Below are 16,914 nucleotides of genomic sequence, written 5' to 3' on the forward strand. Positions count from 1 at the left end.
GGGTTTGCCAATACCCGGTACAAAAATATTCCAATCCTCAAAAGCTTGCAGGTTAAAAAAAAATGTGATATGTTATAGCTGTAACCGGTTACACATGAATGAGGTGATGACGGTAATGGCAACGATCAAGGATGTGGCAAACCGGGCTGGCGTGTCCGTGGCCACGGTTTCACGGGTTTTAAATGGAAACGGTTACGTGCATGAGGACACCAGGTCCAAGGTAGAACAAAGCATTCGCGAGCTGAATTATACGCCGAATGAAGTAGCACGTTCTTTATATAAAAGAAAATCCAAATTGATAGGACTTTTGCTTCCGGATATTATGAACCCTTATTTCCCGCAGCTTGCCCGCGGAGTTGAGGATGAGATGCAGGAAAATGATTATCGGTTGATATTCGGGAACAGCGACGAGAGCAAGAAGAAGGAAATGGAGTACATCCAAACCTTTGTCCAAAATAATGTGGTTGGTGTCATATCATCGACCAATGATCCGGATGCCGACATATATGCAGGGCTCAAGATCCCGGTTGTATTTCTGGATCGAACCTCATCGGATCGACCTTCCGTATTTGCGGATGGTCGGCAGGGAGGTAGGATTGCGGCACAGGAGATGGTTAGGCGAGGCAGTAAAGCTATAACCGTGATTCAAGGCCCGGCGGATGTCCGTCCTGCCCAGGAGCGTTTTGAAGGCGCTGTTGAGGTTCTGGAAAAACAGGCGGCTGCGTATCAAGTGCTGAAGACGACATCGTTTTCTTTAACCGACGTGGAAGAATTCGCCCAGCAAGTGTTCATTGAGCATCCGGACACGGACGGCGTCATTGCCAGTAACGATATTATGGCATCCGCCGTAGTCAAGGAAGCGCATCGGCTGGGGAAAAGGGTGCCGGAAGACGTACAGATTATAGGATTTGACGATATTCTGCTCAGCCGACTGCTGGCCCCGCCCCTGTCCACGATTCATCAGCCGGCATATGAAATGGGCCGGGAAGCGGCCAGATTGCTTATCGGACTTATTGAAGGGCAGCACATCGAGAGAAGCAGTATCGAATTCTCGGTAGAATTTATTGAGCGGCAGACAACAAGAAAGGTGGAATCATAATGGCGAAGATCGTGGTAATCGGAAGCGCGTCGATGGACTTGGTGGTCACCTCCACCAAGCGCCCCGGCGCTGGAGAGACGGTGCTAGGCGACAGCTTTAAGACGGTACCCGGAGGGAAGGGAGCCAACCAGGCCGTCGCGGCGGCGAGACTGGGTGCAGAGGTAACGATGATTGGCTGTGTAGGTGAAGATTCCTTCGGCGAAACGATTTTGAGCAATTTGCAGGCGAACGGTGTTATTACGGAGTATGTGGAACCGGTTACAGATATTGAAAGCGGAACCGCACACATCATATTGGCAGAGGGAGACAACAGCATCGTGGTGGTTAAGGCTGCCAACGATCGGATCACCCCGGATTATGTTGATCAGGCAGCGGAGGTTATCCAGGCTGCGGATATCGTGTTGATTCAGCAGGAGATTCCGGAGGAAACGGTGGTGCATGTCAGTGAATTATGCGCAAGATATCAGGTGCCGTTGATGTTGAATCCGGCTCCGGCCCGCCCGGTGCCGAGCGTTGTTATTGAACGGGCGGCTTACATGACGCCGAACGAACATGAAGCGGCTATTCTGTTCGGAGATGAGCCATTAGGCGACGTGCTGCGCCGTTATCCGAACAAACTGATCGTGACGGAAGGCAAGCGGGGAGTTCGTTATTTTGACGGCAATGAAGAGGTTGTGGTTCCCGGCTACAAGGTTGAAGCCGTGGATACAACGGGAGCGGGCGATACATTCAACGGTGCCTTTGCCGTGGCTCTGTCCGAAGGCATGAGCATGGCCGACAGCCTGAAATTTGCGAACCGCGCAGCTTCCTTATCGGTCATGAAGTTCGGAGCGCAGGGAGGAATGCCGTCGCGCCTCGAAGTGGAAGGGAGTCTTTGAATATGAAGAAGAACGGAATGCTGAACAGTCACATCGCGAAAGTGCTGGCAGATCTGGGACACACCGATACCATCGTTGTTGGCGACGTGGGCCTTCCGATTCCTCCCGGAGTTCCCAAGATTGATTTGGCGCTAACGCTGGGGACACCAAGCTTTACCGAGGTGGTAGAGGCGATCGCTGACGATATGGTAATCGAAAAGATCGTCATCGCTGAAGAAATGAAGCTTGATAATAAGGAAACACTGCATTATATACAGGAAAATTTTCAGGATTGCGAGATCGAGGCTTGCTCACACGAGCAGTTCAAGGCACGGACTCGAAACGCTAAGGCGGTTATCCGTACAGGCGAAGCCAAGCCCTATGCGAACTGCATTTTGCAGGCCGGTGTTCATTTCGGTTAAAAAGGAGGAAGCACCATGAACATTGAGATGACGAATATCCAAAAATCTTTTGGCACGAACCGGGTGCTGGCAGGCGTGGACTTTGATCTCCGGGAAGGAGAGGTCCATGCCCTGATGGGAGAGAACGGCGCAGGTAAATCGACGCTGATGAATATATTAACCGGTCTTCACAGCCGGGATGAAGGCAAGATTGTCATCGACGGCAAGGAAACCTATTTTGCTAATCCGAAGGAAGCGGAAGAGAGAGGCGTTGCCTTCATCCATCAGGAGCTTAACATCTGGCCGGAGATGACGGTTCTGGATAACTTGTTTATCGGCAAGGAGATGACGTCCGGCCTCGGTTTCCTCAATATGAAACAAATGAAGGCGCTTGCGAAGGAACAGTTCAGCAAATTAGCGGTGACGATACCATTATCGCAGGAGGCAGGAGAATGCTCCGTCGGCCAGCAGCAGATGATTGAGATCGCCAAAGCGCTTATGACAAAAGCGAAAGTCATCATTATGGATGAACCGACGGCGGCGCTCACCGAAAGGGAAATTGAGAAGCTGTTTGATGTCATCCGTTCATTGAAAAAACAAGGCGTATCCGTCGTTTACATTTCCCACCGGATGGAGGAGATCTTTACGATCTGCGATCGGATTACGGTCATGCGAGATGGTAAATCCGTCGATACCAAATCCATTCCGGACACGAATTTTGATGAAGTCGTCAAAAAGATGGTCGGCCGGGAGCTGACCGAGCGATATCCGGCACGTCATCCATCTCCGGGTAAGCCCGTGCTGGAAGTGAAGAATATTAGCAGTAAAGGCCGGTTCGAGAATGTAAGCTTCACGGTTCGTGCCGGCGAGATTGTTGGCGTATCCGGTCTGATGGGGGCAGGGCGTACCGAGATGATGAGAGCGATCTTCGGATTGGACCCGCTAGATAGCGGCGAAATCTGGGTACGCGGAAAGAAAGTTTCGATCAAGAAGCCGGATGACGCCGTGAAACACGGCATTGGATTCATAACAGAGGACCGCAAGGATGAAGGGTTGGTCCTGGATTTCTCAGTCCGTGAAAATATGGCACTGCCCAATCTGTTCAGCTTCTCTTCCAAAGGGTTCATTTCCGGGAAGAAGGAGCAGGATTTCGTGGATACCTTGACGAAGCGGCTGCAGATCAAGACGCATACATCCGAGACGCTGGCACGCAATCTGTCGGGTGGTAACCAGCAGAAGGTCGTTATTGCCAAGTGGATCGGAATTGGGCCGAGCGTGCTCATCCTGGATGAGCCGACACGCGGCGTGGACGTTGGTGCGAAGCGGGAAATTTATCAGCTGATGAATGAACTGACCGAACGCGGCGTGGCGATTCTGATGGTGTCGTCGGAGCTGCCGGAGGTGCTCGGAATGAGCGATCGGATTCTCGTTGTTCACGAAGGCAGGATTTCCGGTGAATTGGACCGTGAACAAGCCACGCAGGAACATATCATGACTCTAGCTACAGGAGGTCAGTAATATGACAACTATTAACGATGCCAAGGCGGAAAAAGGGTTTAAGGTATCAGGTTTGACGCAAAAGCTCGGTCCGCTGCTCGGACTGATCATTCTAATCGTTATCGTATCCGTCCTGAATCCAAGTTTCTTGGAACCGCTTAACATTCTGAACCTGCTGCGTCAGGTATCGATTAATGCATTGATTGCATTCGGTATGACGTTTGTTATTCTGACAGGCGGTATTGACCTGTCGGTCGGTTCGATTCTCGCGCTCTCCAGCGCATTTGTCGCCAATATGATGGTGGCCGGGTTTGACCCGATCCTATCGATCATCATCGGCGTTGCGCTTGGCGGTGTCATGGGGATGATCAATGGTCTCATGATTACCAAGGGGAAAATGGCGCCGTTTATTGCCACCTTGGCTACCATGACGATATTCCGAGGACTTACGCTCGTCTATACGAACGGTAACCCGATTACGGGTCTTGGCGACAGCCTTGCATTCCAATTGTTCGGTCGCGGATACCTGCTTGGTATTCCGGTGCCTGCTATTACGATGATCATCACGTTTGCCGTGCTGTGGGTCATCCTGCATAAAACGTCATTTGGCCGCAAGACATATGCCATCGGCGGTAACGAAAAAGCATCGCTTGTATCCGGTATTAAAGTACCACGAGTCAAGATCATGATCTATTCCCTGGCAGGGATGCTGTCCGCGCTTGCAGGCGCGATTCTGACCTCCCGTTTGAATTCCGCACAGCCGACTGCAGGGACGTCCTATGAATTGGATGCCATCGCAGCCGTTGTTCTTGGCGGTACAAGTCTGACCGGTGGTCGCGGCCGGATCGTCGGTACGTTAATCGGTGTGCTGATCATTGGCATACTGAATAACGGACTCAACCTGCTCGGTGTGAACTCTTTCTATCAGATGGTTGTCAAAGGCGTCGTGATTGCGATTGCCGTACTGCTCGACCGTAGAAAATCGGCTTAAGGGGGAGAATGAACGATGAAAAAAACAACTTTGCTGCTCGTATCACTTATGTTGATCTTCATAACAGGCTGTTCTCTGGAGCCGCCGGAATGGGCGAAGCCCAAGGCCGGCGGAGATGTCAAAGACATCAAAATCGGTCTTTCCATCTCGACCTTGAATAACCCGTTCTTTGTATCCCTGAAGGATGGCGTCGTCGCCGAAGCGACCAAACAAGGGATGGAGGTCGTTGTCGTAGACGCACAGAACGACTCGGCCAAGCAGAGCAACGACGTTGATGATCTGATTCAGCAGGGCGTCAATGCACTGCTGATTAACCCAACGGATTCGTCCGCAATTTCCACTGTGGTGCAAACGGCAAATAGCTTGGGTATTCCGGTCATTACACTTGACCGTTCGGCGGATCAGGGCGAAGTCGCTGCGCTGGTTGCCTCCGATAACATCAAAGGCGGTCAGATGGCAGCCGAGTATATCGTGGATCAACTGGGCAAAGATACAAAGGTCATTGAGCTCGAAGGGGTTCCGGGTGCTTCCGCGACCCGCGAACGCGGCAAGGGATTCCATGATATCGCAGATAAGCAGCTGAACGTGGTGGCGAAGCAGGCAGCGGATTTTGACCGGACGAAGGGTCTGACCGTGACGGAAAATCTGCTGCAGGGCAACCCGGACGCCAAAGCGATTTTTGCCCACAATGACGAAATGGCCTTGGGCGCAATCGAAGCGATCCAAAGCTCGGGCAAAGACATTATGGTCATCGGCTTTGACGGTAACGACGATGCGCTGAAGTCCATCGAAGCCGGGAACCTGACGGCTACCGTAGCCCAGCAGCCGGAGCTGATCGGTCAGCTTGCCGTCGGCGCAGCCAAGGACGTGCTCCAGGGCAAAGAGGTGGAAGAGAATATCGCTGCACCTCTGAAACTGGTGGTGAAGGAGTAATCCAGTATGATTTAGAAGCGTTACCTTTTGCGATAGAAGCAGGGTAACGCTTTTTTTTTGGGAAATATATTGACCATTTCTTACAGGATGCGAAGTAACTCACAGCCTTGCGATAATAGCGGGAATACAATATCGTTAAAAGAGGACAGTTATTTCGCATATTATATTATAATGGAAGTGTATGCGTTTACTTCTTAGATGTGATAAAGGAGCTATGTAATTATGACGATGGAGAAAAGAAAACATGCGATTGTGATCGTAGGTTATGGCGGAATGGGCAGCTACCATGCCAAGCTGATTAAGGACAATGCATTTCTTGAGGTTACGGGAACCTACGATATTTTGGAAGAACGCCGGGAAGTATCCCAGCAAGACGGGTATCCTGCCTACGAAAACTATGAGCAGGTACTAAACGATGCTGCGGTTGACGTGGTGCTCATTGCTACGCCTAATGACGTGCACATGGAACTGGCACTTCAGGCGTTTAAAGCCGGCAAACATGTCATCTGCGAGAAGCCGGTAACATTGTCCGTCAGTGACTTCAAAGAGATGGTGGCTGCGGCCGATGCTGCTGGCCGGGTACTGATGGTTCACCAGAACCGCCGCTGGGATGAGGATTTCTTGACCATTAAACAAATGTACAATGAGAAAACGATAGGTGACCTGTTCCGAATTGAATCCAGGGTGCACGGGGCGAATGGCATACCGGGCGACTGGCGTCATCTGGAAGCCCACGGCGGCGGCATGCTGCTGGACTGGGGCGTGCATCTTCTTGACCAGGTCCTGTTCATGGTGGACAGCCGAATAACCAGCCTGAGCAGCCGCTTGAGCTTTATTCTCGGCGATGAGGTCGATGACGGCTTTGAATCGGTCATCGAATTCGAGAACGGCGTATCCGTACTGATTGAAGTGGGAACGACGAATTTCATTACGCTGCCACGCTGGTACGTCAAAGGAACCGAGGGAACCGGTATTATTGAGGATTGGTCGTTAAACGGAAGAGTCGTTACCCGGAACCAGGATGCCGTGAAGGTGGAGCCGAAGCCGATTCAAGCCGGGGTAGGATTGACCAAAACGATGGCCCCTCCTTCCGAAGAAGCTACCATTACGGGAGCTCTGCCGGAGCCATACCGTCAATCCAGCAGCTTCTTCGATAACTTTGCGGCCGTGATCCAAGGCGAAGCAGAACCGATTGTGAAGAACGAGGAAGTACTGCGTGTCCTGAATCTGATCGAGGCAGTATTTGAATCGGCCAGAACAGGAGAAACGCTGAAGGATTTTGATATTTACCCTGCGTAATCTATACAGACTAGCACTCATTATGATCATAGAAAAAGTACCGCGTCCGCCAAGCGAATTAGGCTTGAGGCTGCGGTACTTTTTATTTTTCAGTTGTGGTTGCTGACAGCTCATTCGCGAAACTCGTCGAGCGTGTAATGTTATTTCGCATGATCGATCTTTCCGCTGCTCCCGGCTTGCAGCACCCGTCTATAGTCACTGGGTGACCAGCCCGTATCCTGCTTGAACAGCTTTGAGAAATAGGAATAGTTGGCGTACCCCACCTTAGCCGCAATCTGGTATACCGACAAGGGAGTCGTCTCCAGCAGATGCTTGGCCGCCTTGATGCGGGACTGAATGATGTAAGTACCCAAAGAGACGCCCGTTTCTTTCTTGAACACGCGGGCCAAATAATCCGGGTTGAGATAGACGATTTCCGCCAGGCTCGTTCGCGTCAGCTCATCCCCGTAATGGCAATGAATATATTGCTTAATCTCCTCCACCACGGTATGCGACAGGTCCGCGTAGGCATGATATTCTGCTGCCGTGCTGACGAGATATTTCGTATATTTCTCCATATCTTCAATTGAGTTCAAGGATTGCAGGAACAGCTGGTCATTGGTTTTGCCGGTATACAGCTTATGAGCCTGGATCTCTTTGCCCTTCAGATAGGAATATACCAGCTGTACGATATCCAAGCGGAATAAACGCAGCACCGAGGTGTTGTAGACGCCATTCTTGGCCAGGTTGTGCAAGTATTTGCGGGTTTCTTCCAGAAACCCAGCCGGATTGTTCCCGCTGAGAAGGACTTCCCAGTCTTGCAGCGGGGGAGGGGTGTACGTGGCTTCTTGCAGGGAATGGTGTTCCAGAAAAACAATCTGATTCCGCTTTTTAATCATATCCTCATTCATTTGCAGCAGCATCCGAATGGACTTGTTGATCTCCTCCAATGCCACCGAAATCGATACGCTGCAGGAAGCATCGCTTCGGAGAAATTGATTGGCTTTTTCAATAAATGACGTGCAGATGTTTTCCATGACGCTGGAATCCGGAGGAAGATTCCATTTCAGCATGACCATCCAATTGTAATCCTTATATTCCATAGCGGCTTCAACCGTGAAGAGCGGGTCCTGGAACAATTCGGACAGCACGTTGAGAAACGCATAGTCAAACAGGTCTTTGTCTTCTTTACCCAAACTTTGATCATGCGGAAAAATGGTGATGAGCACAGGAAGAAATAGATCCGACATCTCATAGGAGAGTTTCTGTTCCGCGACATATCCTGCGATGGAGGCCCGGTCTGAAGAAGCTTTCCGTTCCTTTATCAGCTTGCTCCAAAAATGCTCCTGGAGCTTTTTTTGATTTTTTTTCCACAGCTGCCCGTCCAGGATCGCTTCCTGATCGCTTTGCTGTTCCTTTGCTTTATAGACGGCCTTGGAGATGATAAGGCTAAGCATATCGAATTCAATCGGTTTCAGGAAATAGTCAAAGCTTTGCAGCTCAATGGCTTTCTGTGCATAGTTGAAATCAGCGTAATTCGTCAGGAAGATCGTCTGAATGCTGTATTGTTCCTCGCGTATCCAGGCGAGAAGCTCCAGCCCGCTGCCCTGCGGCATTTCGATATCGCAGATGAGGATCTGGACCGAATGCTGCTGCAGTATATCCCTTGCCTGCGCAACGCTGTAAGCGGTATAGACCTGTTCGATCGAGAGTGTCTTCCAATCAATCTTCTTCTCCAGCGCGGCCACGACAAAATAATCATCATCAACCAGCAATACGTTCATTGAATTTCTCCTCTCCATTCCTGCACGGGTTGTGGAAGCGTTAATGTGACGCTAGCGCCGCCCTCTTCCGGGTTCGAAAATTCCACATGCGCCCGGCGATGATAGAGCAGCTCGAGCCGTTGAAGGGTGTTCATAATTCCGATATGCTTCCCTTCGCTTTGATCGAGCGCTTTGCCGGTTGTCAGCTTATCCAATACTTCTGCGGGAAACCCGGGCCCGGTATCGGATATCCGGATGACCATAGAAGGTTTATCACCCTCCATCCGTAGACTAACGGACAATCGGATTTGCAGCTCATGATCTCGGGATACGGCGTATTTTACCGCGTTTTCGATAAAGGTCTGGAGCACGAGGGGCGGAATGGTGAGACCGGTAAGCTCCTTTTCAACATCGATACGATAAGAAAAGGCATCGCGATAGCGGTGCTTCTGAATCTCCAGGTAAATCCGGACATGCTCGATTTCGTCCTCAAGGCGCACGAGGTTATCGCCGCTTTGAAAGATGTAGCGAAAGTATTTGGACGTGGACAGCGACATATATTCGATTTCCTTAAACATCTGCATTTGCGCCATGCTGTAGATGTTCGTCAAGCAGTTCAGGAAAAAATGGGGGTTGATCTGCAGCTTCATATAATCCAACTGGATTCTCTGTTTATCCAGCTGCTGCTCATAAATATCGATTTTAAACTTCTTGATCTGTTCGATCAGATGTTTGAATTGGGAGTTGACCTGCTCAAGCTCGATGATCTCGCTGCTCATGAAATCCAGATTTTCGCTATCCTCATGGATGCGCCTTACGTTTTCCGAGAAATTCTGAATCGGCTTTAACACTTTCTTCTTGAAATACAGCATCACCAGGCTGAGCGTACACGTGAGTATAACAAACAGCAGCATAATGAGGAGCTGGGCGATCATGATCGTCTCAAATATGCCGAATTGGATGACCAGTTGCACGTTGAAGGAAGCGTTCGAGAATCCCTCCGTGACCGTAGTCCGCGGCTGTGACAGGCTAAAAGGGGAAGCTTTGGCAGCTTCGACCATGGCTCCAAGCTCGCCGACACTGGCGCTCGAAAGAGCTGCCCCTTGATCATCCACCAGAGACACGTAACCATCCTCACCCAAATCCAGTTGTTGGAGTGGTCGGATCAGATCGTCTGCGGAGATGAGACAGATCAGATACCGGTTGTGGTAAGGAACGATGTTGATGATGTAATTCGTGTCCTGAACAAGGATTGGATTCCAGTTGGAGTAGAACGTTTCGTATACGTTTTTGGAATCCGTGAGGGAGACGATTTGCTCCTTGAGTTCCAGGAACTCTGTATACGACAGGGACATGGGTGCATAGTTCTGAAAAAAATCCTGTTCTTTTAAATAGAAAAAGAAGTTGTATTCTTGGCCGTAGTTTTTTTGAAGCTCATTAAAGCGTTTATGCACTCTTTCGCTCGACTTGATGTAGTCCACGTAATCGGTGCCGGGGGTATCCATGATCTTAACGCTCTCATCATTCGCCAGCGTCCAGCCCATATAGTGGTTGATGTAGGAGAAGTCATGATTGATCTGCCTGATGTACAGATTCGCTGTATCCTGCAAATATCGGGTCGATTGCTGCTTCACGATGAAGATGGAAGCGAAACTGATCACGAGATCCACCACGAGGGCAAAGATTGAGATAAAGAGCATGATTTTCACATAGTGACGGATGGGATATGGTTTGTTATTCAGTGCTTTAACCATGGGGCTGCTGTGATTCCTTTCAATTCGCCAAATAATGAAAGCGTTTTAATAGTGGTACTGTCATTATAAATGGAAAAGACGAAAAAATCAGGAGCGAACGCTCGGGCATCTTCCATAAAGTCCGGATACCGCATCGTAAAGTCCGGATAATAGCATGCTTGTATATGGAAATCGAGGATTTCTTGAAGGGCGACAAGGCGAAGGTCCGAATAACGCATGATGAGGTCCAAAAAACGATTCCGGGTGGAAGTATACTTGAGTTGCTTACGCGACATGCCGGATCCACGACGACGCGAACAGAAAGGGGAATTGATTTGAAAGCAGGCCAACTGAATAGAACAACACACCCAACCCTCGGGCGCATCAAAAAGAATTGGGGCCTGTATCTGCTGCTGCTGCCTGCGGTTGTGCTGGTTTTGTTGTTTTCTTACGTACCGATGTACGGGATCTTGATCGCATTCAAGGACTATAGTCCCGCTCTCGGGATTATGGAGAGTCCATGGGCGGGTCTAAAGTATTTTGAGAAGTTTTTTAACTCCTATCAATTCTCGACAACGATCACCAACACGCTTGTGATCAGCTTATACAGCGTTGCGACGTTCCCTATTCCGATCATGCTTGCCTTGATGGTCAATCAAATGCGCCAGAATTGGTTCAAGCGCTTCTTCCAGACCGTAACCTATATGCCGCATTTTATCTCCACGGTCGTGATGGTTGGACTCATGCTGATTCTGTTCTCCCCGGGGTCGGGGCTGATCGGGAATATATTTCGTCTATTCGGTGCGGAAGCGCCGAACCTGATGGGATCGGCCGGCTTGTTCAGCAGCGTGTACGTATGGTCGGACGTGTGGCAGCATACGGGCTGGGACAGCATCATCTATATCGCGGCGTTATCTGCGGTGAGCCCCAGCTTGTACGAAGCGGCCACGATGGACGGGGCAAGCCGATGGCAGAAAATCCGGTTTATCGATATCCCGATGCTGATGCCAACGGTTGTGACCCTGCTCATTTTGCGGATCGGCAGCTTGCTTGGTGTCGGCTTCGAGAAGATTTATCTCATGCAAAACAGTCTCAATATTACCTCCAGCGAGGTCATCTCCACGTATGTGTACAAAATCGGCATGCTGAGCAGCCAATACAGCTTCTCGTCGGCGATCAATCTGTTTAATACGGTCATTAATTTTGTTCTGTTGATTCTGGTTAACCAGATTTCGAAAAAATACAGCGAAAACAGTTTGTGGTAACACATGAGAGGAAGGGTTCTATGGGCGTTGTGGAAATAAGAGAGAAGACAGCGCAAAGGCAGAGGAATACCCGATCTTCCGACAGGGTGCTGGAGATCGGCCTGTATGTATTCGCTGTCTTGATGCTGATCGTGTTAATTTATCCGCTGTACTTCATCATCATTGCTTCGTTCAGCGAGCCGGCGGCGGTTGCGAATGGACAGGTATGGCTTTGGCCCAAGGATTTTACGCTGGCAGGCTATCAAGAATTGCTGAAGCACTCTAATATATGGATTGGGTACCGAAATACGATTGTGTATACGATTGTAGGTACCGCCATCGGCTTGGTGGTTAACATTTCCGCAGCTTACGCGCTCTCGCGAAAAGACCTCGTAGGCCGCAAATATATATCGCTGCTCTTTATTTTTACGATGTTCTTTAATGGCGGTTTGATTCCGACCTTTATGACGATCCGCGATTTCCACCTGTACGATACGTTTTTTGTCATGGTGCTGCCGTTTTCGGTTGCAGCCTTTAACATCATCGTGGCACGGACTTTTTTCCAGAGCAGTATTCCGGAGGATTTATGGGAGGCGGCCCAGCTGGATGGCTGCGGAAATCTGAGATATTTCATGACCATCGTGATTCCGCTATCGAAAGCAGTCATCTCGGTCATTGCCTTGTGGACGGCCGTGGGTCATTGGAACTCCTATTTCAATGCCCTGATCTATCTAAAAGATACGAACCTGTACCCACTGCAGCTCATTTTGCGAAATATTCTGGTTACCAACCAGATGCAATCCGCTATGGGTACCGGAGAGGCCGCGGCCATAGCGCTGCGACTCGCCAATATTATGCGTTATGCGGTCATTATCGTCGCAACGGTACCGATTATGTGCATCTACCCGTTCGTGCAGAAGTATTTCAATCAGGGGGTGATGATCGGAGCCGTGAAGTCGTAAAGCCGGATAGATCTATTAAAAATAATAATTGGGGGAATGGTTGAATGGGAACAAATAAGGCAATGAGGAGACATCGTCTGAAGCTGGCTGCCGTCATTATGTTGGCCGGAGTACTGCTGTTAAACCTGACGGGCTGCAGCGGCGGCAAGAGCAATGATACTAAAACGGATACCGAAGCGGCTTTTAACAAAGAAGGTCTGCCGATTGTCAATGAGCCAATAACGCTGGATGTGCTGACCGTTCGCTGGGGCAACATGGGAGATACGTTCCTCCAGAACCAGTGGCTCAAGGATTTAGAGAAGGAGACCAATGTCAAAATCAATTGGCAAATCATGTCCTCGAATGATTGGGGCGAGCAAAAATCGATCATGCTGGCGAGCGGTACGCTGCCGGATATTATTTTCGGCGATATCGTATTCAGCGATTCCGATATCGTGAACAACCTGTCGTATTTCCGCCCGCTGGATGACTACATCGATCAATACATGCCGAACCTGAAAGCGGCGCTGGAAGAAACGCCCGAGATGAAAAAGATGAGCACATTCCCGGACGGGAAAATCTACTCCTTGCCGGCGCGGCTGCCGTCAAGGCCGAAAGCATCGATCCAGCCAATCATTAACAAAACATGGCTCGACCAGCTCGGACTGGATATTCCGGACAACACAGACGAGCTGTACGAGGTGTTCAAAGCGTTTAAAGAACAGGATCCAAACGGCAATGGCAAGGCCGATGAGATTCCGGTCAGCGGATCGGGGAACATCAGCATCGACCTGCTGAATCCGTTCGGCATCACGGACATTAACGGCAACAGCATGATGGTCATCGATAACGAGCCAGTGTTCTACCCGGTGACGGAGAACTACAAGGAAGCGATCAAGTGGGCGCATAAGCTGTATTCGGAAGGCCTGATCGACCAGGAGATCTTTACGCAGGACAGCACCATGTCCACGGCGAAGCATCAGAATCCGGATGCGGCGCTGATCGGTTTCTCCAACCAATGGGTGCCGGATGCGGTGTTCGGGAAGTGGAAGGATCAATATATTGCGATTCCGTCCATCGCCGGACCTGACGGAAAAAGGTATCAGGGCGGCGAGCCTCAAGGCATGAGCCTGCGGAGAAACGAGTTCCTTATCACCACGTCGAACAAGTATCCGGAAATTTCGGCTCGATGGGCGGACCAGTTCTACACCAATGAAGCGAGCATCCAGAATTTCTGGGGAGCCATCGGCACGGTGATTCAGAAGAACGACGATGGGACGTTTACGCTCATGAATCCGCCGGAAGGAACGAGTGCGGATGCGTGGTACTGGGAGCAATCCGTAAGGGATTTCGGTCCAAAGTACGTAAGCCCGAGCTTCGAGAAAAACATCATACTGGATGAGACCACGGGCGATGGCTTGAAGCTGGTCATCGACAAGTTGGGCAGCGAATACGTAACGACGCCGTTCCCGAACGTGATGTACAGCGCCGAAGAATTCCAGGAGCTGCCTACGCTGACAACGGATATCGACGGTTATGTCGGCACGACCCGGGCGAAGTGGATATCCGAAGGCAATATCGATGCGGAATGGGATGCATACGTCAAGCAGCTGAACGATATGGGCCTTGAGCGTCTGGTGCAAATCCGCAAGGAAGCCTATCAGCGGTATATCAGCGTGAAATAGTGACTGCTATGTTTCATCTGACTGCCCCGCAGATCGAAATGCTGCGGGGCAGCAACTTTTCGAAGGGTGACGAAACGGTGGTTTATTTTATACGATCAGCTTCAACGGAGAAGGCGGAATTGTTTTGGAGAAGCGAAGCGTGCCCCTTTATCCCCGGATTTCAACCTCATTAAATTTAATTCCGAAAAAATCCGGGGGTAACAGGGATCGGAAAAACAATCCGAATTTGTAGTGATGAATGGGCAACTATCAAACTACAGGAGGCAACCATGAGGAGGTAGCCAGCCTATATCCGAACAGCATATTCAATCCTAGTGATAGATAGATTTATAAACAAGGAGTGTTTCGATGATGAATAAATTTCGAATCGGCTTAATCGGTTTGGGCGGGATGGCGCAGGAGCACATCCGCTGGATGAATGAAGAGAACATCTATCAGTTCGTGGCCGTGAGCGACGTCAATGGGGAAGCCGTGGCCAGAGTAGGCGATCAGCTGGGGATTGAGGACGGCAAGCGCTATATGAATTTCAAGGATTTAATTGAAGATCCTGACGTCGATGCCGTCATTTCGGTTACGCCCAACAACGTGCACGCCGATATCATCAGCGCATGCTTGCAAGCGGGTAAACCTTTTTTGGCGGAAAAACCATTTACACGAGTCTTCGAAGAAGCCATCTCCTTGCTGGAGCTGTATGAGAAACAGCCCGTCCCCGCCATGATCGGGTTTACGTACCGTTATACGCCCGCTTTTCGTTATGCCAGGGAACTGATCCGTACGGGCAAGCTGGGTACGGTCCGTCACTTCTCCATTCAGTACTTGCAGGGGTTTGGCGTGCCGAACCAGCAGGTTCCCTACATGTGGAGATACAACAAAGGCATCACAGGGACGGGGACCCTGGGAGATTTAGGTTCGCATATGATCGATATGGCCCGATTTCTGTTTGGAGAATTTGAAGAAATTACGGCCCAGCTACATACCATCATTCCAGAACGTAGGGACCCGGTAACGGGAGCGATGGCCAAGATCGAAGTTGATGATTTTGCCAGCTTTCAGGCACGGATGACCGATGGCATGATGGGCGTGTTTCAGACATCACGCAATGCGTTCGGTTCAGGCAACCAGCATGAGGTGTCCATTTACGGCGATCATGGCACGGTCCACGCCAGCACATTGGATCCGGAACGGGTGGTATGGATTCGCGAAGAAGAGCCCGGGCAGCTCGCTAGAACGACCATGGAAGTGCCGCAGCATTGCAAGGTCAAGCAGTATGCCGATTTTGCCGCGATATTGCGGGGGACGCCTACCGATGGAGTCCCCGGGTTTATGGACGGATACCGGAATCAAGAGGTGCTGGATGCGGTCGTTAGAGCAAGCGAGACCAAGGCCGTGGTAGAGCTTCGAAATACGGGCCAACGAATCCAGAGTTTGTCATAACGTCTTGCCCATCCAGATATACAGCGCCATCAAAGTGAACAGAAACAGGCAAAAGTTAACGCTTACAAATAATCCGCGAAGTACAGCGGAGCGGTGGAATTGAAATGGAGTTTTAAGTTCACCCGTACCTTCGATTAGGAATAAGATCAGTACCGTGTGAATGATCGTATGGCCAATGACTTCTTTGTAACCGAATACAAGGCTTGTCATAATAAAAATGCCAGATACCAGCAGAGCGGTGAATCGGCTCATGATGCCTACGATAAATGCCCACGCTAGCCCTATTTCGACAAAAGCGCTGATCATGACGAAATGCTCAATGGTAAATCCGAAGGTAGGAAGTCCGTAGCTGCCCATTACGGTGCAAGCAAGCTCGGGGATGGTCAGCTTTTCCATGGCAAGCCAAGCAAGGGACATGCCCGTGCATATATACATGACGGGAGGAGCCGTTCTTTTTATTGGAGTGCCGCACACAAACAGATAATATACAATACCGAGATAGATTAAATAATCGATGGAATGAAAAATGCCGTAGGTTAATGAAGCTTGTAGATAGAGCAAGAATAGGATGGCACCGCTCACCGGCAATGTGCGTTTATAGAGCAGGCAGGCTGCGGCGGCGGAGAGACCGAGGATAATCCACATGGAATTGGTTTTGAACTCGGGTGCCAGGTACGAGCCGCTTAGAAGCTGCAGCACCAGGCCGATGGCCAGCCCTATGCGCAGAATGACTTCGGAATGGGGCCTTAGTCTGTGCAGCCATTGGTGAATTTTCATGATGGGCCTCATCTTACCCAGGGGATCGTGAAAGGCACAGGTGAGTAATAGGATCAACAATGTAAACGCTAACCAAAACAGGAACGTCAGCGTAACGATACGGGGAAAGGGCAGGGGGACCCATTCAAAGTTGTCCGTAAACCATTTGACATGAATATAGATGTTGCTAATCTTGGAGAAATGCATTACCATTCAATCAGCTCCTCCCTTAACCAACTCTAGTCACCTATCCAAGATAATACAATATTAGATAAAAAAGTATATTGCTGGATGAATATATC

14 protein-coding genes are annotated in these 16,914 nt (G+C 50.1%); 11 read left to right on the forward strand and 3 right to left on the reverse strand.

All coding sequences use genetic code 11. The features are described from left to right. Window positions 1–115: 115 nt before the first annotated feature. From MKY48_RS10900 to MKY48_RS10930, 7 genes are all read left to right on the forward strand, one after another. Complete coding sequence (locus tag MKY48_RS10900; protein WP_339272048.1) at window positions 116–1,099, forward strand: LacI family DNA-binding transcriptional regulator; 984 nt, start codon at window positions 116–118, stop codon at window positions 1,097–1,099. After that, window positions 1,099–1,977 (forward strand): ribokinase, encoded by an 879-nt coding sequence (rbsK, locus tag MKY48_RS10905; protein ID WP_339292898.1) that lies wholly within the window; start codon window positions 1,099–1,101, stop codon window positions 1,975–1,977. Before MKY48_RS10900 ends, rbsK begins: the two co-directional genes overlap by 1 nt. Window positions 1,978–1,979: 2 nt before the next feature. Beyond that, window positions 1,980–2,378: a D-ribose pyranase gene (gene rbsD / locus MKY48_RS10910; protein ID WP_339292899.1), complete on the forward strand. Its 399-nt coding sequence runs from the start codon at window positions 1,980–1,982 to the stop codon at window positions 2,376–2,378. 15 nt (window positions 2,379–2,393) lie between these two features. After that, the gene (locus tag MKY48_RS10915) at window positions 2,394–3,875 is read left to right on the forward strand and encodes a sugar ABC transporter ATP-binding protein (RefSeq protein ID WP_339272051.1); all 1,482 of its coding nucleotides are present in this window, start codon (window positions 2,394–2,396) and stop codon (window positions 3,873–3,875) included. 1 nt (window position 3,876) lies between these two features. Then, entirely contained in the window at window positions 3,877–4,845 is a 969-nt protein-coding gene (rbsC, locus tag MKY48_RS10920) for a ribose ABC transporter permease RbsC (RefSeq protein ID WP_076320794.1), read from the forward strand. Window positions 4,846–4,860: 15 nt separating this feature from the next. Continuing rightward, window positions 4,861–5,778: a ribose ABC transporter substrate-binding protein RbsB gene (rbsB, locus tag MKY48_RS10925; RefSeq protein WP_076320795.1), complete on the forward strand. Its 918-nt coding sequence runs from the start codon at window positions 4,861–4,863 to the stop codon at window positions 5,776–5,778. 222 nt (window positions 5,779–6,000) lie between these two features. After that, window positions 6,001–7,077 carry a Gfo/Idh/MocA family oxidoreductase gene (locus tag MKY48_RS10930; protein ID WP_339292900.1) on the forward strand — a complete coding sequence of 359 codons (1,077 nt, stop codon included), beginning with the start codon at window positions 6,001–6,003 and terminating at the stop codon, window positions 7,075–7,077. A 140-nt stretch (window positions 7,078–7,217) separates the two neighbouring features. Here the strand turns inward: MKY48_RS10930 and MKY48_RS10935 are convergent, their stop codons facing one another. Beyond that, entirely contained in the window at window positions 7,218–8,840 is a 1,623-nt protein-coding gene (locus MKY48_RS10935; RefSeq protein ID WP_339292901.1) for a response regulator, read from the reverse strand. After that, window positions 8,837–10,573, reverse strand: a complete 1,737-nt coding sequence (locus tag MKY48_RS10940; protein WP_339292902.1) for a histidine kinase — start codon at window positions 10,571–10,573, stop codon at window positions 8,837–8,839. The genes MKY48_RS10935 and MKY48_RS10940 overlap by 4 nt, the downstream gene beginning before the upstream one ends. Before the next feature lie 314 nt (window positions 10,574–10,887). Here MKY48_RS10940 and MKY48_RS10945 point away from each other — a divergent pair, with 314 nt between their 5' ends. The 4 genes from MKY48_RS10945 (at window position 10,888) to MKY48_RS10960 (ending at window position 15,856) form a co-directional block, all read left to right on the forward strand. Next, a complete protein-coding gene (locus tag MKY48_RS10945; protein WP_339293495.1) occupies window positions 10,888–11,817 on the forward strand; it encodes an ABC transporter permease subunit in 930 nt (309 codons plus the stop codon). 20 nt (window positions 11,818–11,837) lie between these two features. Next, the gene (locus MKY48_RS10950) at window positions 11,838–12,758 is read left to right on the forward strand and encodes a carbohydrate ABC transporter permease (protein WP_339292903.1); all 921 of its coding nucleotides are present in this window, start codon (window positions 11,838–11,840) and stop codon (window positions 12,756–12,758) included. A gap of 44 nt (window positions 12,759–12,802) precedes the next feature. After that, window positions 12,803–14,422: an extracellular solute-binding protein gene (locus MKY48_RS10955; protein ID WP_339292904.1), complete on the forward strand. Its 1,620-nt coding sequence runs from the start codon at window positions 12,803–12,805 to the stop codon at window positions 14,420–14,422. A 351-nt stretch (window positions 14,423–14,773) separates the two neighbouring features. Next, window positions 14,774–15,856 carry a Gfo/Idh/MocA family oxidoreductase gene (locus MKY48_RS10960; protein WP_339292905.1) on the forward strand — a complete coding sequence of 361 codons (1,083 nt, stop codon included), beginning with the start codon at window positions 14,774–14,776 and terminating at the stop codon, window positions 15,854–15,856. On the opposite strand, the gene MKY48_RS10965 is transcribed toward MKY48_RS10960, so the two are convergent. After that, entirely contained in the window at window positions 15,851–16,825 is a 975-nt protein-coding gene (locus tag MKY48_RS10965) for a hypothetical protein (RefSeq protein ID WP_339272058.1), read from the reverse strand. The genes MKY48_RS10960 and MKY48_RS10965 overlap by 6 nt on opposite strands. Window positions 16,826–16,914 lie beyond the last annotated feature (89 nt).

The organism is Paenibacillus sp. FSL W8-0187, from assembly GCF_037969755.1.
Lineage (GTDB): Bacteria > Bacillota > Bacilli > Paenibacillales > Paenibacillaceae > Paenibacillus_AQ.